Raw genomic sequence first — 25,811 nt, 5'->3', positions numbered from 1 at the left:
AACTTATGGGAGTAGTAAGATTTTAATCGGAAGCAGCAGGGGGCGTCATCCAATTTGCTTGCGTGCACAGCACAGCGTGCCTGGCAAGCCACGAAAAAGCGTTTGACTTGGTTGTCTATACAACTTAAGCTGTGCACATGCACGGGCCGCTGCACGGCCCGTTCTCACCAACCTGAGGAGATGACATGAGCACCCAGCACCTGGACAACGATCCCCGCTACGATGCCACCCGCGATATCCGCGCCCCGCGCGGCCCGGAAATGGTCTGCAAGACCTGGGGCGCCGAGGCAGCCTACCGCATGATCCAGAACAACCTGGACAAGGAAGTGGCGGAAAACCCGAAGCACCTGGTGGTGTACGGCGGCATCGGCCGCGCCGCCCGCAATTGGGCATGCTTCGACCAGATCCTCGCTTCCCTGAAAAAGCTGGAAGCCAACGAAACCCTGCTGATCCAGTCCGGCAAGCCGGTCGGCGTGTTCCAGACCCACGAAGACGCGCCGCGCGTGCTGCTGGCCAACTCCAACCTGGTGCCGAAATGGGCCAACTGGGAGCATTTCAATGAGCTGGACCGCCAGGGCCTGTTCATGTACGGCCAGATGACGGCCGGTTCCTGGATCTATATCGGCACCCAGGGCATCGTGCAGGGCACTTACGAAACCTTCGCCGAAGCGGGCCGCCAGCATTTCGGCGGCGACCTGAAGGGGCGCTGGGTGCTGACCGCCGGCCTGGGCGGCATGGGCGGCGCGCAGCCGCTGGCCGCCACCTTTGCCGGCGCCGTCTCGCTCAACATCGAGTGCCAGCAGTCCTCGATCGACTTCCGCCTGCGCACCCGCTACCTGGACAAGCAGGCCGGCAGCATCGATGAGGCGCTGGACATGATCAAGCAGCACACGGCCAATGGCGACGCGATTTCCATCGGCCTGCTGGGCAACGCGGCCGACGTGCTGCCGGAACTGGTGCGCCGCGCCAAGGCCGGCGGCCTGGTGCCGGACCTGGTGACCGACCAGACTTCCGCCCACGACCTGGTCAACGGCTACCTGCCGCAGGGCTGGAGCGTGGCGCAGTGGAAGGCGGCCCAGGCCGACGCCGCGCAGCACGCGCGCCTGGTCGAGGCGGCTGCCGCTTCCTGCGCCGTGCACGTGCAAGCGATGCTGGACTTCCAGGCGCTGGGCGCCAAGGTGGTCGACTACGGCAATAACATCCGCCAGGTGGCACTGGACCAAGGCGTCAGGAACGCCTTTGATTTCCCGGGCTTCGTGCCGGCCTACATCCGCCCGCAGTTCTGCGAGGGCCGTGGTCCGTTCCGCTGGGTGGCCCTGTCCGGCGATCCGGAAGACATCTACAAGACCGATGCCAAAATCAAGGAGCTGTTCCCGCACCACGCCAACGTGCACCGCTGGCTGGACATGGCGCGCGAGCGCATCGCCTTCCAGGGCCTGCCGGCGCGCATCTGCTGGCTGGGCCTGGGCGAGCGCCACATCGCCGGCCTGGCTTTCAATGAAATGGTGAAGAGCGGCGAGCTGAAGGCGCCGATCGTGATCGGCCGCGACCACCTGGATACCGGCTCGGTCGCTTCGCCCAACCGCGAAACCGAAGGCATGCGCGACGGCACCGATGCAGTGTCGGACTGGCCGCTCTTGAACGCCATGCTGAATACCGCCGGCGGCGCGACCTGGGTTTCGCTGCACCACGGCGGCGGGGTGGGCATGGGCTACTCGCAGCATTCCGGCGTGGTGATCGTGGCCGACGGCACCGAAGCCGCCGCCAAGCGCCTGGGCCGCGTGCTGGTCAACGACTGCGGCTCGGGCGTGATGCGCCATGCCGATGCGGGCTACGAGTCGGCAATCGAATGCGCCAAGCGTAATAAACTGAACCTGCCGATGATCAAATAAACCGGTAAACCGGTGTCAGACCCGCAGGGTCTGACACCTGGCCCGCGCCAGCCGCGAACCGGTGCCTGACCCTGCGGGTCAGGCACCGGTTCGAATGCAAACGACTACGAGACACCAACAAATGACCCAACTGACCCTGACCCCTGGCAAACTGACCCTGTCCGACCTGCGCGCGGTATGGAGCGCCCACACCCCGATCGCCCTGGCCAAGGAAGCCTACGCCGCCATCGAAGCCTCCTGCAAAGCCGTGCAGGACATCGTCGCCAAGGGCGACGCCGCCTACGGCATCAACACCGGTTTCGGCCTCCTGGCCAAGACCCGCATTCCGGACGACAAGCTGGAGCAGCTGCAGCGCAACCTGATCCTGTCGCACTCGGTCGGCACCGGCGAGCTGATGTCCGACGAAGTGGTGCGCCTCTTGATGCTGACCAAGATCAGCAGCCTGTCGCGCGGTTTCTCCGGCATCCGCCCGGTGGTGATCGACACACTGCTGGCCCTGTACAACAAGGGCATCATGCCCGCCATCCCGGCCAAGGGCTCGGTCGGCGCCTCGGGCGACCTGGCGCCGCTGTCGCATATGACCCTGGCCATCCTGGGCGTGGGCGAAGTGCGCGTAAAGGGCGAACTGGTGCAGGCTGCCGACGCCCTGAAAGCCGCCGGCATCGCCCCCGTGGTGCTGGCCGCGAAAGAAGGCCTGGCCCTGATCAACGGCACCCAGGCTTCCACCGCGCTGGCCCTGCATGGCCTGTTCATGGCTGAGCGCCTGCTCGAAGCGGGCATGGTGACCGGCTCCATGTCGCTGGACGCGGCCAAGGGTTCGGATTCGCCGTTCGACGCCCGCATCCACGAAGTGCGCGGCCAGCCTGGCCAGATCGCCGCCGCCGGCATCTACCGCGAACTGGTGTCGGGCAGCGCGATCCGCGCTTCCCACCTGGTGGGCGACGAGCGCGTGCAGGACCCGTACTGCCTGCGCTGCCAGCCGCAGGTGATGGGCGCCTGCTGGGACCTGATCGCCAACGCCGGCCGCACCCTGCTGATCGAATCGAATGCGGTGACCGACAATCCGCTGATCTTCCAGAACGACGACGGTCCGGTAGTGGTTTCGGGCGGCAACTTCCACGCCGAGCCGGTGGCTTTCGCCGCCGACACGCTGGCGCTGGCCATCGCGGAAATCGGCTCCATCTCCGAACGCCGCGTCTCGCTGCTGATCGACGCCACCCTGTCCGGCCTGCCGCCATTCCTGGTGCGCGACCCGGGCGTGAACTCCGGTTTCATGATCGCCCACGTGACCGCCGCCGCACTGGCGTCGGAAAACAAGTCGATCGCGCATCCGGCATCGGTGGACACCATCCCCACTTCCGCCAACCAGGAAGACCATGTGTCGATGGCAACCTACGGCGCGCGCCGCCTGCACGATATGGCGCACAATACCGCGACCATCCTCGGCATCGAGCTGCTGGCGGCGGCGCAGGGCATCGATTTCCACCGTCCGCTGAAAACGTCGGCGCAACTGGAACATGTGCACGCCCAGCTGCGTTCCAGGGTACCATTCTTCGACGCCGACCGCTTCTTCGCGCCCGACATCGAGGCGGCCAAGCAGATGGTGGTGAACGGCGACCTGAGCTCGACTTGCAAGAGCCTGTTCAGCGCCTTGCATCCGTAAGGAGGTTCTATGGATTACCGCTTCCATGCAGGCAGTATTCCCTTGCTGGTGTCGATGCCCCACGTGGGCACCGACATCCCGGACGATATCGCCGCCGCGATGACGCCGGCGGCAAGCGGCAAGGCCGATACCGACTGGCACCTGGTGCAGCTCTACGATTTCCTGCAGGGCATGGGTGCGTCCACCCTGTCGGCACGCTGGTCGCGCTATGTGATCGACCTGAATCGTCCGCCGGAAAACACCAACCTGTATCCGGGCCAGGACACCACCGGCCTGTGCCCGCTTGACACCTTCCACCGCGAAGCGCTGTACCAGCCGGGCCGCGAACCGTCGCAGGCCGAGGTCGAGCGCCGCCTGGCCGCCTACTGGCAGCCATACCACACCCAGTTGCGCGAGGAACTGGCGCGTCTGCTGTCCATCCACGGCAAGGTCGCCCTGTGGGACGCCCACTCGATCGCTTCCGTGGTGCCGCGCTTCTTCGAGGGCAAGCTGCCGGACCTGAACTTCGGCAGCGCCGACGGCGCGAGCTGCGACCAGGCCATGACCGACGCCATTGCCGGCGTGGCGCGGCGCGACGAGCGCTACACGGTGGCAGTCAATGGCCGCTTCAAGGGCGGCCATATCACGCGCTTCTACGGCAAGCCGGAGCAGGGCGTGCATGCGATCCAGCTGGAGATGTGCCAGTCCACCTACATGGACGAAGAACCACCGTTCGGCTACCGTGCCGACCGCGCGGCGGACATCCAGCCGCTGCTGCGCCAGCTGGTGCAAACCGCCGCCGACTGGGTGCGCCAATGAAAGCCCTGTTTGCGCACAATGCCCTGCTGGCCGACGGCTGGCGCAAGAACGTCCTGCTGCAGTGGGACGAGCGCGGCAACTTCACCGCCGTGCAGGCCGACGCCGTAGCGGCGCCCGGCATCCCGGCGGCGCGCCTGGTCATGCCGGGCATGGTCAACCTGCACTCGCACGCCTTCCAGCGCGCGCTGGGGGGACTGACCGAGGTGGCGGGCGATTCGAAAGACAGCTTCTGGACCTGGCGCGACCTGATGTACCGCTTCGCGCGCAATATCACGCCGGAACAGATGGAGGCCATCGCGGCCCAGCTGTACACCGAGTGCCTGCGCCACGGCTACACCTCGCTGTGCGAATTCCACTATGTGCAGCGGGCGCCGGACGGCAGCATGTACCCGCAGGCGTCGGAAACGGCGCAGCGCGTGATCGCCGCCGCGCGCCAGGCCGGCATCGGCATCACCATGCTGCCGGTGCTGTATTCCTGGGCCGGTTTCGGCGAGCAGCCTTTGAAGCCGGAACAGGCGCGCTTTCGTACCGATGCGCGCGACGTGCTGAAGATCATCGGCGAGCTCGAGCCGCTGCGCGACGCGCAGGTGGAAGTGGGCGTGGCGCCGCATTCGCTGCGCGCGGCCTCGGTGGCGCAGATCCGCGAAGTGCTGGACCACCTGCCCAAAGCGCGTCCGGTGCACATCCATATCGCCGAGCAGCAGGGCGAGGTGCAGCAGTCGCTGGACTTTTCCGGCAAGCGCCCGGTGCAATACCTTTACGAGAACCTGCCGGTCGATGCGCGCTGGTGCCTGGTGCATGCCACCCACCTGGTACCGGAAGAGGTCAGCGCCATCGCCAGCAGCGGCGCGGTGGCCGGCCTGTGCCCGACCACCGAGGCCAACCTGGGCGACGGCCTGTTCCCGCTTGAAAGCTTCCTGGAGCAGGGCGGCCGCTTCGGCGTCGGCAGCGACAGCCATGTGTCGCAAAGCGCGGTGGAAGAATTGCGCTGGCTCGAATATGGGCAGCGCCTGGTGCAGCAGCGCCGCAATATCGCCGTCTCGGGCGCCCGGCGCCGCGTGGGCGACTTCCTGTGGCAGGCCGCCTTGCAAGGCGGGGCCCAGGCGGCGGGACGCCCGGTCGGCGCGCTGGCGGCCGGCAAGCGTGCCGACCTGATAGTGTTGGACGACGACCACCCGAATCTTGACGGGATCGACGCCGCCGATGTTCTGGGATGCTTCGTTTTCAGCGGAAATGATAATCTAGTCAGGGATGTGATGGTCGGCGGCCAGTGGGTGGTGCGCGGCCAGGAGCACGTGGCGCAACCGGCCATCACCACGCGCTTCAAAAAGACGCTGGCCGAACTGCGCGAGCTACGAGCATGACTCAAATCATCCAGTATGCAAGCCTGCACGCCACGCCCTGGAAGAATGGCGGCGGCAGCACCACGGAACTGTGCGTGATGCCGCCGGGCGCCGGCTTCGACGAGTTCGAATGGCGCCTGTCGCTGGCCACCATCGCGCACAGCGGCCCGTTCTCGGTCTTTCCCGGCATCGACCGCACCCTGACCCTGGTCGAGGGCGGCGGCGTGGTGCTGGACGTCGGCAACGAAAGGCGCGTGGCGCTGTCCGAGCGCGAGCCGGTCATCGCCTTCCCGGGCGAGAATGCCGTCACTGCCACGGTGGAAGGGGCGCCGACCACCGATTTCAACGTCATGACCCGGCGTTCGATCTGCAACCACCAGCTTGAACGGCGCACCATCCGCGATTTCTCCACGCTGGAGCGGCGCAGCCCGACCACCGTGGTGTTCCTGGCCGAAGGCGAAAGCCTCAACCTGTCCAGCACGAGCGAGCGCATCTCGCTGGTACGCTATGATGCGGTGGTGCTGGACAAGGATGATGTGTGGACGCTGGAAGCGGGCCACGCGACCGTGTTCATTGTCGATATTTTCCCGAACGAAGAGTAAAACATGGCAGTAGAGTGGGACCTGTTGATCACCAACGTGCACCTTGCCACCATGGTGGGCGAGGGCTACGGCGAAATCCGCGACGCCGCCATTGCGGTCGATAACGGCCGCATCGCCTGGATCGGCCGCCGCGAAGACGCCGCCGCGGCGGGCTGCGCGGAACTGGAACACGATGCCGGCGGCTGCTGGCTGACGCCCGGCCTGATCGACTGCCACACCCACATCGTCCATGCCGGCAACCGCAGCGACGAATTCGAGGCGCGCCTGAATGGCGCCAGTTACGAAGATATCGCCCGCGCCGGCGGCGGCATCATGTCCACCGTGCGCGCCACCCGCGCCGCTTCCGAAGAGCAATTGCTGCGCCAGTCCCTGCCGCGCATCGCAGCGCTGCTGGCCGAGGGCGTCACCACGCTGGAGATCAAATCCGGCTACGGCCTCGACCTCGCGTCCGAGAGCAAGATGCTGCGCGCGGCGCGCCGCGTCGGGCAGGTGATGCCGGTATCGGTGCGCACCACTTTCCTTGGCGCCCATGCCCTGCCGCCGGAATTCAAGGACCGCCCCGATGAATATGTCGACGCCGTGATCGGCATGATCCCGGCGCTGGCCGCCGAGGGCCTGGCCGACGCGGTGGACGCCTTCTGCGAGCGCATTGGCTTTACTGCCGCGCAAACGGAGCGCATCTTTGCCGCTGCGCGCGAGCATGGCCTGCCGGTCAAGCTGCACGCGGAACAGTTGTCCGACCAGGGCGGCGCGGCGCTGGTGGCGCGCTTCGGCGGCCTCTCCGCCGACCACCTGGAACACCTGTCGGCCGCAGGCATCGCCGCCATGGACGCTGCCGGCACCGTGGCCGTGCTGCTGCCTGGCGCCTACTACTTCCTGCGCGACACCACGCCGCCGCCGGTTGCCGCCTTGCGTGCAGCCGGCGTGCCGATGGCGGTGGCCACCGACAATAATCCGGGGACTTCGCCGATGACTTCCCTGCTGCTGGCCATGAATATGGTGTGCACGCTGTGGCGCCTGACGCCGCTCGAAGCGCTGGCCGGCTGCACCATCCACGCCGCGCGCGCACTGGGGCTGGACGGCGAGGTTGGCACGCTGGAAGTCGGCAAGCGCGCCGACTTTGCCCTGTGGCAGATCGCGCGCCCGGCGGACTTGTCGTACGCCTTCGGCTTCAACCCCTGCGTGGCCGTGGTCAATCACGGTGTCTGGCGCGATCCCGTGGTCGGCATCCCCGCTATCGTCCCTGCCGCAGGCGCCTGAACTTGCTGCGCCGCGCCGCCACTGTCCTCCTGGCCCTGGCGGCCGCCGCCTTCCTTGCCCCCGCCGCGTCAAGCGCCGAGGCCGTGCTGCGCATCGGCTCCAAGCGCTTCACCGAGTCCTACATCCTGGCCGAACTGCTCGCGCAAACCGCCGCGCCGCACGCCAGGGTCGAGCACAAGCAAGGCCTTGGCAATACTGCCATCGTGCTGGCTGCGCTGAAGTCGGGCAGCATCGATGTCTACCCCGAATACACCGGCACCATCAGCCTGGAAATCCTCAAGCGCGCGCAACCGGCCACGCTGCGGCAGATGCAGAGCGAGCTGGCCGCGCAAGGACTGGGCGTTGCCGTCCCGCTGGGGTTCAACAACACCTATGCGCTGGCAGTGCGCGGCGACCCCGGCAGCCCGCGCAATTTAAGCGAGCTGGCCGCCCGGCGCGAACTGCGCTACGGCCTGTCGCATGAATTCATCGGCCGTGCCGACGGCTGGCCGGGCCTGGCAAGGCAATACGGCATCGGCGCCGCGCCGCGCGGCCTCGACCACGGCATTGCCTACGAAGCGCTGGCGCAAAAGCAGGTCGACGTCATCGACGTCTACGCCACCGACGCCAAGATCAGCCAGTACGGCCTGCGCGTGCTGGAGGACGACAGCGCCTACTTTCCGCGCTACGATGCCGTTCTTCTATACCGCCTGGACGCCGCCCAGCGCTTCCCAGCCGCCTGGCGGGCATTGCGCGCGCTGGAGGGCCGCATCAGCGCGCCGGACATGATCGCCATGAACGCAGCCGCCGAACTGCGCGGCCAGACCTTCAACGCCATTGCCCGCGACTGGCTGGCGCGCCACCACGCGTCGGCCGCGGTGGATGCCAGCCATGCCGCCGCAACCGGACCGGTCACCGCGCCGCAGCCGGCGGGGGCGGCGGCAGTCATGGCCCCCACCCTCTGGCAGCGCCTCTTTGCCGACGATTTCTGGCAGCTAACCCGCCAGCACATACTCCTGGTCGCCCTGTCAGTGGCAATGGCCAGCGCCATCGGCATCCCGCTTGGCATTCTGGCCGCCTGCCGCCCGCAGCTGCGCGAACCGGTGATGGCCGTTGCGGGCATCCTGCAAACAATCCCTTCCCTGGCCCTGCTGGCCATCCTGATCCCGCTACTGGGCACGATCGGCACCATGCCCGCCCTGTGCGCCCTGTTCATCTATGCGCTGCTGCCGATCATCCGCAACACCTGCACCGGCATCAGCGGGATTCCGCAGGGGCTGAAGCAGGCGGCCCAAGCGCTGGGCCTGCGCAGCACGCAGCGCTTGAAAGAGATTGAACTTCCGCTGGCAGCGCCCGTGATCCTGGCCGGCGTCAAGACAGCTGCCGTGATGAGCGTGGGCACCGCCACGATCGCCGCCTTCATCGGCGCCGGCGGCTACGGCGAACGCATCACCACCGGCCTGGCCCTGAACGACCACACCCTGATGCTGGCCGGCGCGCTGCCGGCAGCGGTCCTGGCCCTGCTCACGCAGGGACTGTTCGAGTGGATGGAAAAGGGATTCAAAGCATCAGCAGCCGCGCGCGCACCTGCTCGGCTTCGTACGTGAGCACTTGTTCAGCTAACGCGTCATTGGCACGCTGCGCCGCCAGCACTTGCAATTCCCGCGTATAGCGGCTCAGCAAAAAGCGCAGATAAGCCCGATAAACAGCTTTCAACATCGTCAGTCTCCACCGGGGCGGGACTACCGATTCTGCGAGTTTCCTCAGAGAATGTCTTGAGAAAAATCAAATGTAAGCAAGAATGAGGGTTCGGTAAGAATTTGTAAGGGACCAGGCAAGGCCGGGTCAGGGCGACTATATTGAAACCGTCGATTCATCTCCCCTCCCAACTGACACCTGGGTTTGCTATCCCTCGCCCGACCACACACGAGCCGCGAGGGATTTTTTTTGCAGGCGCCTGTCAGGCGGCCGCCAGCGACTGCAGGGCCGGACCGGTCACCCGGCACACGCGCCAATCAGGCAGTACGTCCGCCCCCATTTGTTCATAGAACTTGATTGCGTTCACGTTCCAGTCCAGCACAGACCACTCGAAGCGCCCGCACTGCCGCGCGACGGCGATCCTGGCCAGCGCCGCCAGCATCTGCTTGCCGTAGCCGGCGCCGCGGCGGTTTTGCTTGACGTACAGGTCTTCCAGGTACAGGCCCTTCTTGCATAGGAAAGTGGAGAAATTGTGGAAGAACAGGGCGTAGGTCACCACCTCGCCCGCCTCTTCACCCACGATGCCTTCGACGCCCGGCTTGGCGCCAAACAACTCTTCATGCAGCATGGCCTCGTCAGCCACCACCAGGTGTTCGAGCTTCTCGAAAACGGCCAGTTCACGGATCATGGCCATGATGGATGCCACGTCTTCCGGACGGGCAGGGCGGATATGCAAATTGCTCATGAGGCTTTCTTCAAAGGTTCAAGGTCAACAGAAATACGGCTGGCCGGCATCGATGGCGCCTTCAGCGCCCAGGCCACGCTGGCGATACACACCACCATGCCCAGGATTTCCATCCAGCCTGGCCGGTAATTCTCGAGGCGGATACTCAGCAGAACGGAAACCACAGGGGTCACCACGCCGATGTACACCGCCTTTTGCGTGCCGATACGGTCGATCAAGGTGAAATAGCAGGCGAAGGCAATCACCGAACCCAGCAGCGACAGGTAGAGCAAGCTGCCCCAGTACGACACCGTGGCCGGCAAGACAAAGGCATCGCCGCGCACCAGCGCCCACAGCGCCACCAGCAGCGTGCCCCACAACATGCCCCACGCCATGGTCAGCAGCACGTTCGACTCATGCTGGCGCACCTTGACCACCAGGGTGTTGCCGACCGAGCTGGCAATGGTCGCGCCCAGCGCAAGTGCCAGGCCCAGGATGAAGTGCCCCTGGCCGCCGGCCATGACATCGCGCAGCGACGCGGAAATCGAGTGGTAGAACAGCAGGACCACGCCGCCCATCGCCGCGCTGCCTGCGGTCCAGGTGCGCCAGGTCAGCGCGGTACCGAACGCGATGCGGTTCAGGATCGGGTTCCAGAACACCATCAGCGCAAACAGTACTGCCACCAGGGCGGAGACGACGTACTGCTCGGCACTATACGTGCCGATATAGCTCAGGCCAAAGCTGCAGCAGCCTTGCAGGATGGTCCAACGCTGCGCTTTCCATGACAGCTTCAGCTTGTCGCCGCGCAGCATGCACCAGGCGAACAGCACGCTCGAGGCCAGCGCAAAGCGGTAGACGATGGAAACGGCAGGCGCGGCCTCGCCCAGCTGCAGGGTGATCGCGTAAAAGGTGGAACCCCAGATCAGGCAGGCGAGAATGAAGAGTATCGAAGAAGGCATCCCGCCAGTATAAGTGTTTCTTTGACGCAGCGCAGGGCGCCGGCCGGGGCGGCGTTACCCCGGCCATTTCAGCGCCGTGCGGCCCTAGTAGGCCACATTCAGGCGCCGGTACAGCACGCCCAGCACGAACAAGGGCCCGATCAGCAGGAAGCGCAAGTCGTCGAAGAACGATGGCTTCTTGCCCTCGATCTTGTGGCCGATGAACTGGCCGATCCAGGCCAGCACGAAAATCACGATACTCAGCGGCAGTACCGAAGCCGGCGGCAGGGCGCGCAATACGGCCAGCATGATGCCGGCCATCAGCAGCATCCCCAGAGCGAAATTGCGCGACAGCTTGAAATAGTAGACCATCGAGGCCGCGGTGAGCGCGAGCGCCAGCAGCGGGTGGATGGCCCAGAGCAGTCCCAGCAGGCTGAACACGATCAGCGGCACGCAAACGCAGTGGATCGCCTCATTGGTGGGATTGAGGTGACTTTCGCTGTATTTCAACAGCAGGGTAACAATGGCACGCTGCTCGGTCATGGTTGCGGTCTCCGTGTGATTGTTTGTTTAGCACTACCGTTCGATTCTACACCCGAACTCCCGTTAAAATGCACCAATGGAACTGAAACGTTGCTTTGATCCCGTTGTTGACGAACGCACCCGCCTGCTCGTGCTGGGCAGCCTGCCGGGCGACAAATCGCTGGCCGTGCAGGAGTATTACGGCAACCGCCAGAACAGGTTCTGGGAGTTGCTTAGCGCCGTCATCAATGCCGACCTGCGCGCGCTGCCTTATGACGCTCGCCTGTCTACCTTGCTGGCCCATCGTGTAGGGCTGTGGGACGTGGTCGCGCAAGCGCATCGTCCCGGCAGCCTGGACAGCCGTATCCGGCAGCGCAACGACAACGACTTGCTCGGCTTGCTGTCGCGTCATCCCAATATCAGGGCGCTGGCGTTTAATGGTGGAACGGCAGGGCGCTTGGGCGTCAAGGCGCTCGGTGCCCAAGCCACCGGCTTCCAGATTGTGCAGCTGCCATCGAGTAGCCCTGCGTACACCCTTCCATACTCAGAAAAGTCACAGCGATGGCAGGCTTTGCAGGCCATCCTGGCCGCGGAGCCGAGCATCGCTTAATACACACTCCCATGTCGCCACTCGAATTGAATTCACCAGCCTGGAGCAGGCTGCAAGATGCCTATGGCACCGCCAATGAAATCCCGCAGTTGCTGGCAGATCTTGCCGGTGGAAATAGCGAGCCGCTGTACGACCTCTACGGCTGCATTTGCCACCAGATGACGGTTTATTCCGCATCGATTGCGGCATTCCCTCATCTGGTTGCCATTTCGGCCACGCTTGAATCGGATCCCTCGCTGCAGGTGGAAATACTTTGCCTCGCCGGCGCAATTTGTGAAAGCCGGGAGTTTGAGCATGAGCTGCAGAGCTCCGAATTTGCCGCTGCGCTAGAGGAGGCCTTGCCGCCTGCGATTGCTCTCGCCGAGGCTGCGCTGCGCACGAGCCTGGATCCGAGCGCAGCAGCCTACCTGCTCAAGTCCATTGCGGCGTTTCAGAAAATGCCGGTCCTGGCGCGAGCCCTGGAGGGCTTCACAAGCGACGAATTCGTGCTTGAATGCCCTGCCTGCTCGTCAGAGCTGTATGTATGGCCCTGCCCGGAAGGTTTCTTGGTCGGTGCCGACGATCCAGCCAGCCGCGAGCCGGCCGAACGTACATTGCTGGTCCCTGGCATTCGCGGCCGGGCTAAACGGCAGGACGATTGGCGATGGCTTGAGCAGCAGTGCGCCAATGTCCCGAGCTTGGCGCTCGTACATGCCAAGCTTCCCTTCCTCTTCGGTGAGGCAAGCTGCCCGAGATGTACAGGCCGTTTCACATTGTTCGACCAGCTGTTCGAACAGGATGTTTAATCCCCTGGTTGCCGGCGACAACGCCGTCGAAGACGGCATGCACCTGCGTGCTGTGCATGACGCTGGCCGGCGTCACGGTCTCACGCTCCCATGGAATCTGCCCGAAGTACCAGTACTTCCAGAAGGCCTGGTCGGCATTGGGATTGCGCGCCAGCAGGGTGGCGAAGGTTTCGGCTTGGCCCACTTCGACGCCGCTCGCCTCACGCAGCACCTCGTGTACAAAGCGTGAGCAGAATTGACGCGGCGAGCGCAGGTTGAAGCCGGTGTCGTACAAGATTCCCATGCGTGCCTGTGCTGCCTGGACCAGGCTTCGCTGCTGGTCGGCGGTCAGCGGCGTATTCAGGCGGGCCACTTCGACGCGGCCACCTTCGGAACGCGCCAGGAAGTGCTCAAGGCTGCCGCGCTTGGAAACCGGAAAAGTGCTTTCCGCGATTACGGGTTCGGCCCCATCGGTTGCGATGACGATGCCGACATGGTTGGTCCAGCTGTTCGTCGTCTCGGCGACTTTGCGGAAGGGAAGGGCGCCGACCCTGATGAAGACCAGGTCGCCGACCAGCAATTGCTGGGCCAGAGCCGGCCTGGAAATCGATGGCAGTTCGGAAGCGGCCGGCGTACCCAGTGCGAGCATTCCGATGGCCAGGAAGGCGAGACTGCGGCAGCGGCGCCGCACAGTGTTTGATCCCCACATGATGTTCTCCTTGAGCGATAGCGATGATGTGGCGGAGTGTGGCTAAAAGGTGAGGAAAGCAGAAGTTTTATTTCCAAGATATCATCGCTGTGCTGGCTTGGTATCACCAGGCGATACTTACTAGGAAAACCCCATGCAAGAATATGTCCGCATCAAGGCGGTCAAGCTGCTGTCCGACAACTGGTACGTGCTCAAGACGACCACCTTCGATCTGAAGCGCCGCGATGGCCGCTGGCAGACCATGAGCCGGGAAACGTATGACCGCGGCAATGGCGCCGTGGCCCTGCTTTATAACCGCGCCCGCCGCACGGTGCTGCTGACGCGCCAGTTCCGCTTTCCCGCCTACGTCAACCAGCACGATGGCTACCTGATCGAAGCACCGGCCGGCCTGCTGGACGAAGCCCATCCCGAACAGCGCATGCATGCCGAGCTGGAAGAGGAAACCGGCTACAAGGTGGACCAGCTGCACCAGGTTTTCGATGTGTTCATGAGTCCGGGTTCCGTCACCGAGCGCCTGCATTTCTTCGTCGGCGAGTACGATGCCGGGTCGAAGATCGGCAGCGGCGGCGGTCTGGAACAGGAAGGCGAAGATATCGAAGTGATCGAGCTGGATGCGGACAAGGCGCTGGCGATGACTGCCAATGGCGAGATCATGGATGCCAAGACCGTCATGCTGCTGCAATACCTGCACCTGCACTTGCTGCCGCCGCGCAGCATGATGATCCTGGTCGCCGGCCCCTACCGCTCGGGCACCGGCGACGACCCTGCGCGCATGGCCGCCAACGTGGCCGCGATGGAGTCCTATGTCCTTCCGCTGTATCGCAAAGGCCATATGCCGGTGCTGGGAGAGTGGCTGGCGCTGCCTGTGCTGCGCGCGGCCGGCTCGAAGGCCGTTGGGGATGCCTTGTACGAAGAGATTTTCCATCCGCATTGTGAGCGCTTACTTGCTCACTGCCATGCCGTCCTGCGCATTGGTGGCCCTTCCGCCGGCGCGGATGCGATGGTGGACCAGGCGCGCCAGCGCGGCCTGCTGGTGTATCGCGAACTGTCGGATATTCCGGACGTCCGATGAATATCGGCATGCTGACATGGGGCAGCCACGGCGACATCCGTCCCTTCCTTGCCCTTGCCGACGGCCTGCAGTCCGCCGGCCATGATGTTCACCTGGTGATCACCAGCCTCGAAGCCGGAACCTACGACCAGGTACGTTCCGCGGAGGGGGCGAAAATTACCGTCCTCACGCCGCATACGTTCAGCCCCGAGCAGGCGGAGGCCTTCGGCCAGGCCGCGTACAGCATCCGCGATCCCATGAAACAGATGGCGGCGATCTTGCGCATTGCGTTTGCCCCCGCCGAAGACGCCATGTTTGAAGCCGCCCAGCGCCTGTGCGCCGAATCGGATTTGCTGATTGGGCATTACTTCATGCATCCACTGCAGATCGCGGCGGAACATGCCGGCCTGCCTTACGTCAGCGTCCTGTTGTCCCACGCCGGCGTGCCGAGCGATTACGTCAACCCGCTCGGCTTGTCGATGCTCGGGCGGCACGGCAATCGCCTGTTGTGGTGGCTGACTCGCACTCTGCTGAACCGTACGCTGCGGCACTATCCGGACCGCTTACGCAAGCAACTGGGCATGGCGCCCATGCGCGACATCGTGTCGGACGTCTGGGTGTCGCGCCACCTTGCGCTGGTGGCGGTCAGCCCCCAGCTCTGCCCACGGCAGCCGGATTGGCCGGAGTCGATCCAGGTCTGCGGCTTCCTGGATCGGCCGAACTGTGAACTGGAGGGCGTGTTGCCGCCATCGCTGGCCGGCTTCCTGGCGGGCGGGGAGGCACCGGTGTATATGACGTTTGGCAGCTGGATGCCCAAAGACATCAAGGGGCAAACCTCGGCGCTGCGCTTGCTGACCGATGCAGCGCGCAAGGCGAACTGCCGTGCGATCATCCAGTGCAGCGACTGGCAAGCCTGCGGCTTCGGCCCTGACGACCGGATCATGTACGTCGCTGCGGCGCCGCACCACCAGATTTTCCCCCATTGCCAGGCGATCGTTCACCATGGCGGCGCAGGGACGACCCAGTCCGCAACGCTGGCCGGCAAACCTTCGATAGTGGTCGCCAATCTCAGTGAGCAGGAACACTGGGGGCGGGAGCTGCAACGTATCGGCATCGCAGGCAAGCCGGCTAAACGCCGCAATGTGACGGCGGCCAGCCTCGCTGCGCAAATTCGCCAGTTGCGCAGCGCGCCGGCGATGGGCGAGCGGGCGCGCCGCGTCGGCGCAGCGATGCGGCAGGAGCATGGCGTCGCGCAAGCGGTGCGGCAAATCGAAATTCTCATCGGCCGCGAATCCTTTTGACGTCCCGCCGCCTCTTAGCTGGTGATTTCAACCAGCAAAGGAGACATGATGGACGACCTGAAGTACGCCAAAGACCTGATTGAGTTTGCGCCACAGGAGGCGAAAGCCTTCCTGGGCCTGAAGGGCGCGGCAGAGCGCGCGGATGGCGCGATTCCCGCCAAATACCGCGAACTGGTGTCGATCGGGGTGGCGCTGACCACCCAATGCACGTATTGCATCGATGCGCACACAAAAAACGCGCTCGCGGCAGGCGCCACGCGGCAGGAAATCGCGGAAGTGGTCTTTATCGCCGCCGCGCTACGGGCCGGCGCGGCAGCTGGCCATGGCCTGTTGGCCATGAAAAAGGCCAGCGAAGGCTGGCCTGGGGAGGAATATCAGCGGTAGAAGGCGTCTACCTTGCCTTTCAGCTTGATCAGCATCGGCTGGCCGCGGCGGTCTTTGGCCGTCGCGTGCTGGACTTTGATCCAGCCTTCGCTGATACAGTATTCCTCAACGTCAAAGCGCTCTTTGTCGTTGAATTTGATGCCAATGTCGTGCTCGAACACGGCTGCCACGTGGTGCGGGCTGCGTGGATCGATCGACAGGTGGTCCGGGAGTTCTGGGCGGGTAGTATCGTTCATGAGGCAGGATTATACCGGATGCCAGCCGCGGGTTTCGGATTGGCCACGCCCGGCCCGTGCTGGCAGGAAGCAGGGCGGTCTAGGTTTCCGCGGCGGCGCGCAGGAACTGCGTCTGCAGGAAACTGGCGATCTTCTGCTGGGTGGTCGGCAGGTAGGGGATGTTCAGGTGATCGGAATCGGGGATGATTTCGTCGTGATGCAGGCAGGACAATTTGCTGACCAGTTCATTGGTGTGGGAGTGCGGCACGATATCGTCGCTGGCCGCGCGCAGCACATAGGTTGGCGCCGCCAGTTGCGTCGCGTGTTTGACCGATTCGAAGCGATGCTGCAGCAGCATCGACACCGGCAGGGCCGGGAATCTGCGTTGCGCCAGCGCCAGGATCGAATCGTAAGGCGTGATCAGCACGGTGGCCTGCACCCGGCGCTGCATGGCCAGCTGCACCGCCACGCCGGAGCCAAGGCTTCGCCCCACCACCGCCATGCGGGTCGGATCCACCTTGTGGTGCTTGCACAGCCAGTCCAGTTGCATGCAGGCGTCGGCTACCAGCATTTCTTCGCCGGGCTCGCCATGCGAATCGCCGTAACCGCGGTAGTTCAGGGTCAACACCGTCATGCCGGGGAACAGGGTACCGGCGTCGCGCACCAGCCATGACACCTCTTCCGAACGCCCGCCGAAATACACGACTGCCGGCCGCACACCCGGTTCGCGCGGTGTCATCAGCCAGCCGGCGAGACGGGTCCCGTCGGCGCCGCGCAGCACGATCGCGCGCGTGCGGTGGCCGCTGCTGCGCGGGCTTTGCACCTCGCGCTTGACCGTTGGATTGAACAGCAGCTTGCGCTGGCCGGCCATGAGAAGGGCGGTCAATCCGGCCCAGACGAAACCCACGGCGCCAGCGGCGGCGGCGACTTTGCGTGAATGGTTCATGTGTTTTAGTATGCTCCTAATGCTGAGCAAACTGCGTTATGCAACGCACGAATGTCAGATTGCGGCAACACAATTATAAGGACGACCATGCCCACTACCGATCCGCGCGTCGACGAGTACATCGCCAACGCTGCCGAATTCGCCCAGCCTATCCTGGCCCACCTGCGCGGGGTGATTCACGCCGCCTGTCCGGAGGTTAAGGAAACCATCAAGTGGAGCATGCCGAATTTCGACTATCACGGGATCATCTGCAGCTTCGCTGCCTTCAAGCAGCACTGCGCCTTGAATTTCTGGAAAGGCGAGCTGTTGATTGCGCAAGAAGACGACAAGGGCAAGGAGGCGATGGGCCAGTTTGGCCGCATTACCTCCGTCAAGGACCTGCCGCCGAAGAAGGAGCTGACGGCCTATATCAAGAAGGCGATGAAGCTCAATGAGGCGGGCGTCAAGGTCGCGCGGCCGAAAGCTGCGCCGCGTGAGTTGCTGGTGCCGGATTACTTCATCGCAGCGCTGGAGGCCAATCCCGCCGCATATGAAGTTTTCAACGAATTCTCAACCAGCGCCAAACGTGATTATTGCGACTGGCTGACCCAAGCCAAGACCGAGGCCACGCGCGGCAAGCGCATGGCCCAGGCGGTTGAGTGGATTGCCGAGGGCAAGAAGCGGCACTGGAAGTACGAGAGCTGCTAAGCTGCCGCTTAAGGCATCACCATCAGTTGCAGGCCGGAGGCGGTGCCCGGCGCGCGGTAGACACGCTGGGTGGCCTTCACGAAGTCTTCCGGTTTCGCGGTCGGAATGCTGGTGAATGTCTGCGGGTTCAGGTCCACCAGAGGGAACCAGCTGCTCTGTACATGCAGCATGATGCGGTGGCCGCGGCGGAAGGTGTGCTGCACCTCGCCCAGCTGGTAGCTGAGCGGCTCCACCTTGCCAGGCACAAATGGCTCGGGCCTCTCGAAGCTGTTACGGAACTTGCCGCGCAGCGGATTGCCCCGCACCAGCTGCTGGTAGCCGCCCATCTTCACTGACGGCGGCGCTACGTCCTTGTGCTTTTCTTCGTCCTTATCCTGCGGGTAGTCGGTCGGGTAGACGTCGATCAGCTTGACCACGAAATCGCTGTCGGTGCCGGTGCTGGAGACAAACAGCTTTGGCGTCACGGGACCGGCGATGGTTACGTCTTCTTCCAGCACTTCGCTCTGGTACACCAGCACGTCGGGGCGGGTGGAAGCAAAGCGCTGGTCGGACACCATGTACTCGCGCGGTACGCCGGTTGCCGGATAGCCGATGTAAGGCACCGGCTTGCGCGGATCGCTGACGTATTCATCGAAGGCGGCGCTGCCGGCGGCAGGCTGGGTCCAGCTCAGGGTGCCGTTCGGGCCCAGGTACAGCATCCTGGCCTTGGCTTGCACTGGCGGCCATGCGCTGTACTGGCGCCAGACATTGGTGCCGGTTTCGAAGGTATTGACCTGGGCAATCGGCTGCGCGGGTTTGACCCCTTTCAAATGCTCTTCGAAGAAGGGGAACAGCAGCTTCTTGTTGAAATACTCGCTGGTCTTGCTGTCGAATTTCACGTGGCCAAGGCGCTTGCCTTCGCCGCTGGCCCAGCCGCCGTGCGACCACGGGCCCATCACCAGGCTGTTGAAGGTGCCGGGGTTGTTCCTGCCTACTGCGCGGTAGATGGAAAACGGTCCGGCCGGATCTTCCGCATCGAACCAGCCGCCGACCGTCATGACGGCGGCTTTGACGTTTTTCATGTGCGGCGCCAGGTTGCGCGATTTCCAGAACTCGTCGTAGGTGTCGTGCTCGATGGTCGGCTTCAGATAGGCGAGCTGCTTTGGCTGCAAGCCGGCCAGGATGTTCGAAAGCGTCATCCGCTGCAGGAAGTAGTCGTAGCCGCTGGTGGTGCCGTAATCGAAATCGCTCCAGGTCCTGGGCAGGGGCGTGGGATTCTTTTCTTCGGTGAAGGCGGCATAGAAGTCGAAGTTTGCCGCCAGCATGAAGGCGCCCCCATGGTAGGAGTCGTCTCCCATGTACAGGTCGGTGACCGGGGCTTGCGGCGAGGCGGCCTTGATCGCCGGGTGCGAGTCGATGATGCTGGCAGCGGTGTAGAAGCCGGGATAGCTGATGCCGTAGATGCCGACCTTGCCATTGTTGTTGGCCACGTGCTTGAGCAGCCAGTCGACAGTGTCGTGCATGTCGCGGCTCTCATTGCCTTCCCCCGCTGCCAGCGAGGTCTTGGCATGCGGCGTCATCTCCTGCCACTTCCCTTCGGACATGTAACGCCCGCGCACGTCCTGCTTGACGAAGATGTAGCCGGCGTCGCTGAAGTCGGGCGATGGGCCCAGGCGGCGCGGGAAGAAGTCCGGCCCGTACCGGAGCTGGCCGTCCACGGTGACGCCCGCGCTGTAAGGTGTGCGTTCGACCAGGAAGGGATAGGTCTTGCTGGCATCCTTCGGCATGTACACGGCGGTGAACAGGCGCACGCCGTCGCGCATCGGGATGCGGAATTCGTACTTGGTGTAGGAGGAGCGAAGATCCTGCTTTTCATCAGGGGCCGCATGGGCGGCGCCTGCGAAGGCCAGTGCAAGGGAAAGGGCGAGGGGGCTGAGTCTTGAGAGCATGGAGGATATGGGGCGATGCCAGGTCCAAACACGCTACGCGTGTCCAGAGCTGGCACCGGGTTTATATATGGCGATGCCAGGTCCAAACACGCTACGCGTGTCCAGAGCTGGCACCGGGTTTATTTAGATTTCTCCCGGTCGAAGACGGGCTCGGGTTTCGTAAAGGCGCAGGTTGGCCAGCTTGCCGGCGTAGATGGCGCTGTCGCCGCGCGTGGTGCTGTTCATCAGGGCCAGCGCCATATGCTTGTCGGCTTCTTTCAGGTTGCCCAGCGCGAAGGAGGCCTTGGCCAGCCAGAAGTGGAACTCGTGATAATACGGCGCCCGCTGTACTTCGCGCACGAACATGGAGCGCGCTTTCGGGTAGTCGCCCTCAGCCATCGCCTTCTGGCCAATGTGGAAGAAGTGGAACGGTGGATAAGGCTCCAGGCGTTCCAGTTCGGCCTTGAACCTGGCCGCTTCTTCCGTCTTGCCGAGCGCTTTGCTTACTTCGGACAGGTTGAACAGGATGACCGTATTGAGCGGTGCATGCTGGTGGGCGAAGCGCAGCGTGCGTTCGGCCTGCTCGATGTCACCGTGGCGCTGGTAGATGGTGGACAGGGTGTTATACCCCATCAGGAAACTGGGCTCGTACTCGATGGCGGAACGGGCCCACCAGTACGCTTCGTCCAGTTTGCCCTGCACCAGCGTTTCCGCGGCGCGGTTGTTCATGTACATGGCCACCACGGTGCGTTCCGAAATGACTTCGGTTGCCATCAATTCCGCATCCGGCGGCGGCAGGAAGTCGATGACTATCGAGCGCGCCGTGTCGTAGGAGCGCTCCGAGGCTGGATTGGGCTTGGTCAATACCAGGTTGACGTGGCCGCTGCTGAAGTAAAGCGAGCCGGAACGGCTCCAGGTGTCTTCACTGGTGATGCGCTGGAACTGCACCTCCAGCCCCAGTTCCCGGGCAAAGGCTGCAGTCATGATCACCAGCGACATGCAGTTGCCGGCGCGGGCTTCAAAGGCCTGGGCGGCTGTGCGCGTCGTTTCGGAGTCGTATTCGAGGCGAAGCTGGTCGCGCTGGTATAGCGCCTCATACAGCGCCTGGTGTTTCGACTTGGTGCTAAGCGATGTGCGCAGCTTGTTGGCATACGCCTTCATCTCAGGCGAGAGCTCAAAGACCTGCTCTGGCGTAATCAGGTCGGCCGGTTTGCGGAAAGCCGCGTCGGCGAAGAGCGCGCGCTCGGGAACGGTGACTGCCGGCGGACCGCTTGCGCAGCCGGCCAGCAATGCAGCGAACATCAATGTTGACAGTAGTTTCATGGTGGCGTCTCCTCACCTCTATGAAACTAGTATGTGCGCGTCTCAGGGGGCTGTCAATTCGACGGCAATGTCGTCGATGCCGAGGGTGGCCAGGGCGTCGCGCAGGTCGTCGATTTCCGCTTCCACATCGTCGCCGACATCGAGGCGGCGGTCGGCATGCGCCAGCTCGCCGGCCGCGCCGATCAGCTGCACGCCGAGGGCTGCATCTTCGTCGGTTTCCACCAGGGTGATGACGGCGCGGGCAGGGCCGTGGCTGTCCAGGGCAGCGCCGAATTGGGCCATCATGGCCAGCATCCAGTGCTCGGACCTGCCTTGCTGCAGGGCGCCGTAGAACAGGTCCTGGTACAGGAAGTTCAGGCGCAGTCCGGCGGCACGGCCGGCGCCGGCCAGGCAGCGCTGCACCAGCGGCGCGGCCGAAACGGTCCAGTCCTGGTAGCGCTGCATCCGTGCCTCGAACCAGGCATCCTGCTTCTTGCCGGCGGCCGGCATGGCGTAGAACGGATCGTCGGCACGCTTCAGGGCAAAGCCCAGCAGGAAGCGCAGCTCGACCGCTTCGTCGCCGGCGCCGAAAGCGGAGGGCTGCCAGCCGGCGATGCTGCGCAGCAGGGCCGGGGCTTCGGCCACTTTCTTGTCCAGCATGGCGGCTGCCGCTTCGTGCACCATCGCGTTCAACTGGCTGGCGCTGATGCGTTCCATTTCGGCCAGGTCGTAGGCGTGCTGCACCAGTACCACCCTGGCTTGCGGGCCTTCCAGGCCGGCGCCGGTAAAGCTCTCCAGCAGGGCGGCGTAGGCTGCTTCGTCCTGGAAGCCTTCCGCCTCGCGCAGGCCGCCCTGGCTGTGCACGAAGACGGGAATGGCAAAGGCATTGATTTCCATTTCCGGTGCGTCGCCCTTGCGCAGCATGACGGTGCCGGCGTCCTCTTCGATGGCTTCCTTCAGCGTGCGGTAAGCCTCGGCATCCTCGCCGCGCGCCAGTTCGATGGCGCCGTACAGGATGGCATCCTTGCCCTGGCGCAGGTAGCGCCGCACGGCGTGGCGCAGGTCGTCTTCCTGTGCCAGCGCAAGGCTGCACAGTTCCTGGCTCAGGATTTCGTCTTTATCGGCGGGCGGCGTATTCGGTTTGCGTGGTGCTGGGCGCTTGTTCTTCGTCTTTTGCATGCGGCTCAGTGTTCAATGTGGAAGGTTTCGTGCAGTTCGTCCAGCAGGTCGGCGGTTTCGTCCTCGTTCATGCCGAGGTGGCGGCAGGCGGCCTCGCCGCCTTTTTCCCACTCCAGCGCGGCGCTGTTGCCGTGGTAGCGCTGGATGGCGCGTTCGGCCAGCACGGCGCCGGCGACCAGCGAGCGAATTGCGTCATCGGTGGCGTCGTCGCCCAGCACTTCGTAATCGTGGTGGTGCAGGATAGCCCAGGAGACGTCCGGCGACAGGCCCCAGTTGCGCGCCAGAAGGCAGCCGATGGCGGCGTGGTTGGTGGTGTGGCGGCCGTCTTCGATCTCGGTGAACTTGCGCGTGGCGGCGCCGTTGCAGATGTCCAGCGTCTGGCCGTAGTCTTCAAAGCGCGCCATCAGGATCGGTATGCCGATGTCACAGAACAGGCCGAAGGTATGCGCGATATCGGGCGGCGCCAGGCGCAGCTTGCGCGAAATGAAGACCATGGCCTGGGCGCGGCAGGAAGACACTTCCCAGAACTGGTTCAGGGCGGGATTGTTGGCGCCCACCGCTTCGCGCGCCAGGATGCCGGTCAACATGGCGGCGCACTGGTTAATGCCGAGGAAGTTGATGGCTTGCTCGACCGACTTGGCTTTGCGCGCCGCGCCATAAAAGGGCGAGTTGGCCAGCTTCAGCAGGGCGCCCGACATGCCCACGTCGTTGCCGATGATGCGCGCGATGGCGCGCGGCGACGGGTCGTTTTGCGCCAGTTCACGCTGCAGGTCGACCAGCAGGCTGGGACGCGGCGGGATGCGGATGGAGCGCAACAGCGCGTCTTCTGCGGTCGCTACGGTCGTGTTTTGGGCCGGGAGCCGGGCTGCTGCTGTTGTCATTTTGCTTCGAGGGTTGTTCTGCTGGTAGGCCCCGCCATTATCGCCTGTTTTTTGCCTGCAACCCGGGGCACGACTGAGAATTTTTTCATGTCTAAATGGCAGGATTGCTACAATCGATAGCATGTCTTCCCACATTTTGGCCGGTATCGATTTCAGTGCCCCCGCACAGCAAGTGGCGCGCCGCCTGATCGGCGTGACGGTGCTCGTCAATGGCGTGGGCGGACGCATTGTCGAGGTGGAGGCATATGACCGGGAAGATCCGGCATCGCATGCCTTTGTCGGCAGGACGGCGCGCAATTTCGCCATGTTCGGGCCGCCGGCCCATGCCTATGTCTACCTGTCGCATGGCATCCACTGGTGCATGAATTTTGTCTGCCGGGAAGAGGGACATGGGGCCGGGGTGCTGATCCGGGCCATCGAACCGCTGGCAGGCATCGCGCAGATGCAGGCGCGGCGCGGCATGCAGGATGTGCGGCTGCTGTGCTCGGGTCCTGGGCGGCTGGCGCAGGCAATGGGCGTGACGCGCGAGCAGAATGCCATGTCGCTGGGCGCGGCGCCGTTCGAACTGCTGCCGCGCAAGGGACGGGTGCAGGTCGTGGCCGGGCCGCGCATCGGCATTTCAAAGGCGGTGGACGTTCCCTGGCGTTTTGGACTGGCCGGTTCGCCGTTTGTCAGCCGCCCATTCCGCTAGCCCTTGCCGCGCGCGCATCGGACTGGCCGCGCCCCGCCGCTCGCCATCGTGCGCCACGTCGCGCCACGCAGCCGGGTCGTCGCCTGCCGCCTGTTGCGCGCCGCCATCGGCGCCGTTGCGACGGCGTGGCCCGGCGCCGGCATTGTCGGCATTGCCACTGCCGACGCCGGGCTGGCCGCTGGCCGGGGCCCCATCCGCGCCGGGTGCTGCCTCGTCGCCCAGTTCGAACACGGCCACCGCCTGCGCCAGCCCCGCCGCCTGTTCCTGCAAGCTTGCTGCCGCGGCCGCCGCCTGCTCGACCAGGGCGGCATTCTGCTGCGTGACATCATCGATCTGCCCCACCGCCTGGTTGACTTCCGTAATCCCGCGCGCCTGCTCCGCGCTGGCATTGCTGATACGCTGGATGATGCTGCCAACCTGCTGCACCGCGGCCACGATATCGCCCATGCTGCCGCCGGCGATGCCGACCGATGCCGCGCCGCTGTCGATGGTGGCCACGGAGGCATTGATGAGCGCCTTGATCTCATGCGCCGCAGTGCCGCTGCGCTGCGCCAGCGTGCGCACCTCGGCCGCAACCACCGCGAACCCGCGCCCCTGTTCGCCCGCCCGTGCCGCTTCCACCGCAGCGTTCAGCGCCAGGATATTGGTCTGGAACGCAATCCCGTCGATCACCCCGATGATCTCGACAATCTTGCGCGACGAGGCACGAATCGCTTCCATGGTCTGCACCGCATCCGACACCGCCGCCCCGCCGCGCGCCGCGAGGTCATTGGCATTGGCCGCCACCTGGCAGGCTTCGCGCGCATGTTCGGCATTGCTGCGTACCGCCGCCGCCAGGCTGTCGACGGCGCTGGCCGTTTCCTCCAGCGAGCTTGCCTGCAGCTCGGTGCGCGCCGATAGATCCATATTCCCGGAAGCGATCTCGCGCGAGGCAAGATCGATCTGCTGCACCGCGCCGCGGATCGCGCGGATGGTGCTGTTAAGCTGCGCCACGCTGCCATCCAGCGCCCGTGCCGTATCGGCAACCTCATCGCGCCCGCGCGCCGGCGGCCGCGGCGCCAGCCGGCCCGACGCCAGGCTGCGTACGCCTTCGCCGATGGAGTGGATGTCCCGCAACAGTGCGCGCCGTACCAGCATCGACACCGCCAGCGACAAGGCCACCGACAGCGCCAGCAAGCCTGCCATCGTGATTCCCAGCAAGCGGAATTCCTGCCGCGCCCCCGCATACGCCGCCTCGCTGAGTGCCTTCTCGAGCGCGGCCAGTTGCGACAATTGCAGGTCCAATGCGGCAAACTGACGCTCCGCCTTGGCCATGGCATTGGTCGCAATCGACTGGTCCACTTGTGCCAGTTCGATGGTCTCCTGCACCGCCTTGCGATAGTTCGCCAGCGCCTCCTGCGACCCCGCCAGCAAACCGCGCTCGTCGGCCGCGGCATCGCGGACGAGCTGCTGCAGCCGTGTGCCAATTGCGCCATGCCGGTTGCGTATCTGCGCCGTCAGCGCATCGAGCCGCGCTTGCGCAAAGCTGCCGTTGATCCAGGCCAGGAGCTGATAGATGTTGGCATGCGCCATGCGCGCCTCGCCCGCCACGTCGGCCACCGCCTGCAGCCGCGCGGCACGCAACTGCACCAGGTTTTCCATCGAAGCGTTCTGCCGCACCATGCCGAACCAGGCGCATGCCGCTGTCGCCAGCAGCAGCGCCAGTACTACGCCCGGCGCCAACAACAGCTTGGGTCCAATCCGCAGTCGGTTCAGCATGGCGGCC

26 protein-coding genes are annotated in these 25,811 nt (G+C 64.6%); 14 read left to right on the top strand and 12 right to left on the bottom strand.

Features of this window, described 5'->3' with window-relative positions:
- The first annotated feature begins 185 nt into the window (after positions 1–185).
- From hutU to ACWBU6_RS27125, 7 genes are all read left to right on the top strand, one after another.
- A complete protein-coding gene (gene hutU, locus ACWBU6_RS27155; protein ID WP_452646438.1) occupies positions 186–1,892 on the top strand; it encodes a urocanate hydratase in 1,707 nt (568 codons plus the stop codon).
- Positions 1,893–2,013: 121 nt separating this feature from the next.
- Positions 2,014–3,555 (top strand): histidine ammonia-lyase, encoded by a 1,542-nt coding sequence (gene hutH, locus ACWBU6_RS27150; protein ID WP_452646437.1) that lies wholly within the window; start codon positions 2,014–2,016, stop codon positions 3,553–3,555.
- Positions 3,556–3,564: 9 nt separating this feature from the next.
- Complete coding sequence (gene hutG, locus ACWBU6_RS27145; RefSeq protein WP_452646436.1) at positions 3,565–4,353, top strand: N-formylglutamate deformylase; 789 nt, start codon at positions 3,565–3,567, stop codon at positions 4,351–4,353.
- Entirely contained in the window at positions 4,350–5,717 is a 1,368-nt protein-coding gene (locus tag ACWBU6_RS27140; protein ID WP_452646435.1) for a formimidoylglutamate deiminase, read from the top strand. The genes hutG and ACWBU6_RS27140 overlap by 4 nt, the downstream gene beginning before the upstream one ends.
- Complete coding sequence (locus ACWBU6_RS27135; protein WP_452646434.1) at positions 5,714–6,298, top strand: HutD/Ves family protein; 585 nt, start codon at positions 5,714–5,716, stop codon at positions 6,296–6,298. The genes ACWBU6_RS27140 and ACWBU6_RS27135 overlap by 4 nt, the downstream gene beginning before the upstream one ends.
- 3 nt (positions 6,299–6,301) lie before the next feature.
- A complete protein-coding gene (gene hutI, locus ACWBU6_RS27130; RefSeq protein ID WP_452646433.1) occupies positions 6,302–7,558 on the top strand; it encodes an imidazolonepropionase in 1,257 nt (418 codons plus the stop codon).
- A 2-nt stretch (positions 7,559–7,560) separates the two neighbouring features.
- The gene (locus ACWBU6_RS27125) at positions 7,561–9,144 is read left to right on the top strand and encodes a glycine betaine ABC transporter substrate-binding protein (protein WP_452646432.1); all 1,584 of its coding nucleotides are present in this window, start codon (positions 7,561–7,563) and stop codon (positions 9,142–9,144) included.
- Here the strand turns inward: ACWBU6_RS27125 and ACWBU6_RS27120 are convergent.
- From ACWBU6_RS27120 to ACWBU6_RS27105, 4 genes are all read right to left on the bottom strand, one after another.
- The gene (locus ACWBU6_RS27120) at positions 9,098–9,256 is read right to left on the bottom strand and encodes a hypothetical protein (protein ID WP_452646431.1); all 159 of its coding nucleotides are present in this window, start codon (positions 9,254–9,256) and stop codon (positions 9,098–9,100) included. The genes ACWBU6_RS27125 and ACWBU6_RS27120 overlap by 47 nt on opposite strands.
- Before the next feature lie 241 nt (positions 9,257–9,497).
- Positions 9,498–9,980, bottom strand: coding sequence for an N-acetyltransferase family protein (locus ACWBU6_RS27115; RefSeq protein ID WP_452646430.1), 483 nt, complete (start codon positions 9,978–9,980; stop codon positions 9,498–9,500).
- The gene (locus ACWBU6_RS27110) at positions 9,977–10,918 is read right to left on the bottom strand and encodes a DMT family transporter (protein ID WP_452646429.1); all 942 of its coding nucleotides are present in this window, start codon (positions 10,916–10,918) and stop codon (positions 9,977–9,979) included. Before ACWBU6_RS27110 ends, ACWBU6_RS27115 begins: the two co-directional genes overlap by 4 nt.
- An 84-nt stretch (positions 10,919–11,002) precedes the next feature.
- The gene (locus tag ACWBU6_RS27105; protein WP_452646428.1) at positions 11,003–11,440 is read right to left on the bottom strand and encodes an Mpo1 family 2-hydroxy fatty acid dioxygenase; all 438 of its coding nucleotides are present in this window, start codon (positions 11,438–11,440) and stop codon (positions 11,003–11,005) included.
- 76 nt (positions 11,441–11,516) lie between these two features.
- On the opposite strand from ACWBU6_RS27105, the gene ACWBU6_RS27100 reads away from it, so the two are divergent.
- Positions 11,517–12,029, top strand: a complete 513-nt coding sequence (locus ACWBU6_RS27100) for a DNA-deoxyinosine glycosylase (RefSeq protein ID WP_452646427.1) — start codon at positions 11,517–11,519, stop codon at positions 12,027–12,029.
- Between the two features lie 11 nt (positions 12,030–12,040).
- The gene (locus ACWBU6_RS27095) at positions 12,041–12,814 is read left to right on the top strand and encodes a hypothetical protein (RefSeq protein WP_452646426.1); all 774 of its coding nucleotides are present in this window, start codon (positions 12,041–12,043) and stop codon (positions 12,812–12,814) included.
- Here ACWBU6_RS27095 and ACWBU6_RS27090 read toward each other — a convergent pair.
- Positions 12,777–13,502 carry a YebB family permuted papain-like enzyme gene (locus ACWBU6_RS27090; protein WP_452646425.1) on the bottom strand — a complete coding sequence of 242 codons (726 nt, stop codon included), beginning with the start codon at positions 13,500–13,502 and terminating at the stop codon, positions 12,777–12,779. The two genes, ACWBU6_RS27095 and ACWBU6_RS27090, sit on opposite strands and share 38 nt — an antisense overlap.
- 133 nt (positions 13,503–13,635) lie before the next feature.
- Here ACWBU6_RS27090 and ACWBU6_RS27085 point away from each other — a divergent pair, with 133 nt between their 5' ends.
- From ACWBU6_RS27085 to ACWBU6_RS27075, 3 genes are read left to right on the top strand one after another with little or no spacing between them, the layout of a single operon-like run.
- Positions 13,636–14,574, top strand: coding sequence for an NUDIX domain-containing protein (locus ACWBU6_RS27085; protein ID WP_452646424.1), 939 nt, complete (start codon positions 13,636–13,638; stop codon positions 14,572–14,574).
- On the top strand, positions 14,571–15,854 hold the full coding sequence (locus tag ACWBU6_RS27080; RefSeq protein WP_452646423.1) for a glycosyltransferase: 1,284 nt from the start codon (positions 14,571–14,573) through the stop codon (positions 15,852–15,854). The genes ACWBU6_RS27085 and ACWBU6_RS27080 overlap by 4 nt, the downstream gene beginning before the upstream one ends.
- Positions 15,855–15,899: 45 nt before the next feature.
- Positions 15,900–16,238: a carboxymuconolactone decarboxylase family protein gene (locus tag ACWBU6_RS27075; RefSeq protein WP_452646422.1), complete on the top strand. Its 339-nt coding sequence runs from the start codon at positions 15,900–15,902 to the stop codon at positions 16,236–16,238.
- Here the strand turns inward: ACWBU6_RS27075 and ACWBU6_RS27070 are convergent.
- Together ACWBU6_RS27070 and ACWBU6_RS27065 are read right to left on the bottom strand one after the other, a co-directional pair.
- Positions 16,229–16,474, bottom strand: a complete 246-nt coding sequence (locus ACWBU6_RS27070) for a DUF3297 family protein (protein ID WP_130310317.1) — start codon at positions 16,472–16,474, stop codon at positions 16,229–16,231. The genes ACWBU6_RS27075 and ACWBU6_RS27070 overlap by 10 nt on opposite strands.
- 79 nt (positions 16,475–16,553) lie before the next feature.
- Positions 16,554–17,399 carry an alpha/beta hydrolase gene (locus ACWBU6_RS27065; RefSeq protein ID WP_452646421.1) on the bottom strand — a complete coding sequence of 282 codons (846 nt, stop codon included), beginning with the start codon at positions 17,397–17,399 and terminating at the stop codon, positions 16,554–16,556.
- A gap of 87 nt (positions 17,400–17,486) precedes the next feature.
- On the opposite strand from ACWBU6_RS27065, the gene ACWBU6_RS27060 reads away from it, so the two are divergent.
- Positions 17,487–18,086 (top strand): YdeI/OmpD-associated family protein, encoded by a 600-nt coding sequence (locus ACWBU6_RS27060; RefSeq protein WP_452646420.1) that lies wholly within the window; start codon positions 17,487–17,489, stop codon positions 18,084–18,086.
- An 8-nt stretch (positions 18,087–18,094) separates the two neighbouring features.
- On the opposite strand, the gene ACWBU6_RS27055 is transcribed toward ACWBU6_RS27060, so the two are convergent.
- The 4 genes from ACWBU6_RS27055 to ACWBU6_RS27040 all read right to left on the bottom strand — a co-directional run bounded on the left by ACWBU6_RS27055 (position 18,095) and on the right by ACWBU6_RS27040 (position 23,355).
- Positions 18,095–20,014: a CocE/NonD family hydrolase gene (locus tag ACWBU6_RS27055; protein ID WP_452646419.1), complete on the bottom strand. Its 1,920-nt coding sequence runs from the start codon at positions 20,012–20,014 to the stop codon at positions 18,095–18,097.
- A 123-nt stretch (positions 20,015–20,137) separates the two neighbouring features.
- A complete protein-coding gene (locus ACWBU6_RS27050) occupies positions 20,138–21,316 on the bottom strand; it encodes a tetratricopeptide repeat protein (protein WP_452646418.1) in 1,179 nt (392 codons plus the stop codon).
- A gap of 42 nt (positions 21,317–21,358) precedes the next feature.
- Positions 21,359–22,474 carry a hypothetical protein gene (locus tag ACWBU6_RS27045; protein ID WP_452646417.1) on the bottom strand — a complete coding sequence of 372 codons (1,116 nt, stop codon included), beginning with the start codon at positions 22,472–22,474 and terminating at the stop codon, positions 21,359–21,361.
- Positions 22,475–22,479: 5 nt separating this feature from the next.
- On the bottom strand, positions 22,480–23,355 hold the full coding sequence (locus ACWBU6_RS27040) for an HDOD domain-containing protein (protein ID WP_452646416.1): 876 nt from the start codon (positions 23,353–23,355) through the stop codon (positions 22,480–22,482).
- A 121-nt stretch (positions 23,356–23,476) separates the two neighbouring features.
- Here ACWBU6_RS27040 and ACWBU6_RS27035 point away from each other — a divergent pair, with 121 nt between their 5' ends.
- The gene (locus ACWBU6_RS27035) at positions 23,477–24,046 is read left to right on the top strand and encodes a DNA-3-methyladenine glycosylase (RefSeq protein ID WP_452646415.1); all 570 of its coding nucleotides are present in this window, start codon (positions 23,477–23,479) and stop codon (positions 24,044–24,046) included.
- On the opposite strand, the gene ACWBU6_RS27030 is transcribed toward ACWBU6_RS27035, so the two are convergent.
- Positions 23,975–25,804, bottom strand: coding sequence for a methyl-accepting chemotaxis protein (locus ACWBU6_RS27030; protein WP_452646414.1), 1,830 nt, complete (start codon positions 25,802–25,804; stop codon positions 23,975–23,977). The genes ACWBU6_RS27035 and ACWBU6_RS27030 overlap by 72 nt on opposite strands.
- Between the last annotated feature and the right edge of the window lie 7 nt (positions 25,805–25,811).

Source organism: Pseudoduganella sp. HUAS MS19 (assembly GCF_053615455.1).
Note: the sequence above shows the minus strand (reverse complement) of the source record. Positions and strands in the feature narration are given on the sequence as shown.

Coding starts and splice junctions, on each gene's coding strand:
- hutI (WP_452646433.1), top strand. CDS start 6,302: ATGGCAGTAGAGTGGGACCTGTTGATCACCAACGTGCACCTTGCCACC.
- ACWBU6_RS27040 (WP_452646416.1), bottom strand. CDS start 23,355: ATGACAACAGCAGCAGCCCGGCTCCCGGCCCAAAACACGACCGTAGCG.
- ACWBU6_RS27115 (WP_452646430.1), bottom strand. CDS start 9,980: ATGAGCAATTTGCATATCCGCCCTGCCCGTCCGGAAGACGTGGCATCC.
- ACWBU6_RS27120 (WP_452646431.1), bottom strand. CDS start 9,256: ATGTTGAAAGCTGTTTATCGGGCTTATCTGCGCTTTTTGCTGAGCCGC.
- ACWBU6_RS27110 (WP_452646429.1), bottom strand. CDS start 10,918: ATGCCTTCTTCGATACTCTTCATTCTCGCCTGCCTGATCTGGGGTTCC.
- ACWBU6_RS27135 (WP_452646434.1), top strand. CDS start 5,714: ATGACTCAAATCATCCAGTATGCAAGCCTGCACGCCACGCCCTGGAAG.
- ACWBU6_RS27090 (WP_452646425.1), bottom strand. CDS start 13,502: ATGTGGGGATCAAACACTGTGCGGCGCCGCTGCCGCAGTCTCGCCTTC.
- ACWBU6_RS27070 (WP_130310317.1), bottom strand. CDS start 16,474: ATGAACGATACTACCCGCCCAGAACTCCCGGACCACCTGTCGATCGAT.
- ACWBU6_RS27075 (WP_452646422.1), top strand. CDS start 15,900: ATGATGGACGACCTGAAGTACGCCAAAGACCTGATTGAGTTTGCGCCA.
- ACWBU6_RS27095 (WP_452646426.1), top strand. CDS start 12,041: ATGTCGCCACTCGAATTGAATTCACCAGCCTGGAGCAGGCTGCAAGAT.
- ACWBU6_RS27140 (WP_452646435.1), top strand. CDS start 4,350: ATGAAAGCCCTGTTTGCGCACAATGCCCTGCTGGCCGACGGCTGGCGC.
- ACWBU6_RS27035 (WP_452646415.1), top strand. CDS start 23,477: ATGTCTTCCCACATTTTGGCCGGTATCGATTTCAGTGCCCCCGCACAG.
- ACWBU6_RS27105 (WP_452646428.1), bottom strand. CDS start 11,440: ATGACCGAGCAGCGTGCCATTGTTACCCTGCTGTTGAAATACAGCGAA.
- ACWBU6_RS27065 (WP_452646421.1), bottom strand. CDS start 17,399: ATGAACCATTCACGCAAAGTCGCCGCCGCCGCTGGCGCCGTGGGTTTC.
- ACWBU6_RS27055 (WP_452646419.1), bottom strand. CDS start 20,014: ATGCTCTCAAGACTCAGCCCCCTCGCCCTTTCCCTTGCACTGGCCTTC.
- ACWBU6_RS27030 (WP_452646414.1), bottom strand. CDS start 25,804: ATGCTGAACCGACTGCGGATTGGACCCAAGCTGTTGTTGGCGCCGGGC.
- ACWBU6_RS27100 (WP_452646427.1), top strand. CDS start 11,517: ATGGAACTGAAACGTTGCTTTGATCCCGTTGTTGACGAACGCACCCGC.
- hutG (WP_452646436.1), top strand. CDS start 3,565: ATGGATTACCGCTTCCATGCAGGCAGTATTCCCTTGCTGGTGTCGATG.
- ACWBU6_RS27085 (WP_452646424.1), top strand. CDS start 13,636: ATGCAAGAATATGTCCGCATCAAGGCGGTCAAGCTGCTGTCCGACAAC.
- ACWBU6_RS27060 (WP_452646420.1), top strand. CDS start 17,487: ATGCCCACTACCGATCCGCGCGTCGACGAGTACATCGCCAACGCTGCC.
- ACWBU6_RS27045 (WP_452646417.1), bottom strand. CDS start 22,474: ATGCAAAAGACGAAGAACAAGCGCCCAGCACCACGCAAACCGAATACG.
- ACWBU6_RS27050 (WP_452646418.1), bottom strand. CDS start 21,316: ATGAAACTACTGTCAACATTGATGTTCGCTGCATTGCTGGCCGGCTGC.
- hutH (WP_452646437.1), top strand. CDS start 2,014: ATGACCCAACTGACCCTGACCCCTGGCAAACTGACCCTGTCCGACCTG.
- hutU (WP_452646438.1), top strand. CDS start 186: ATGAGCACCCAGCACCTGGACAACGATCCCCGCTACGATGCCACCCGC.
- ACWBU6_RS27080 (WP_452646423.1), top strand. CDS start 14,571: ATGAATATCGGCATGCTGACATGGGGCAGCCACGGCGACATCCGTCCC.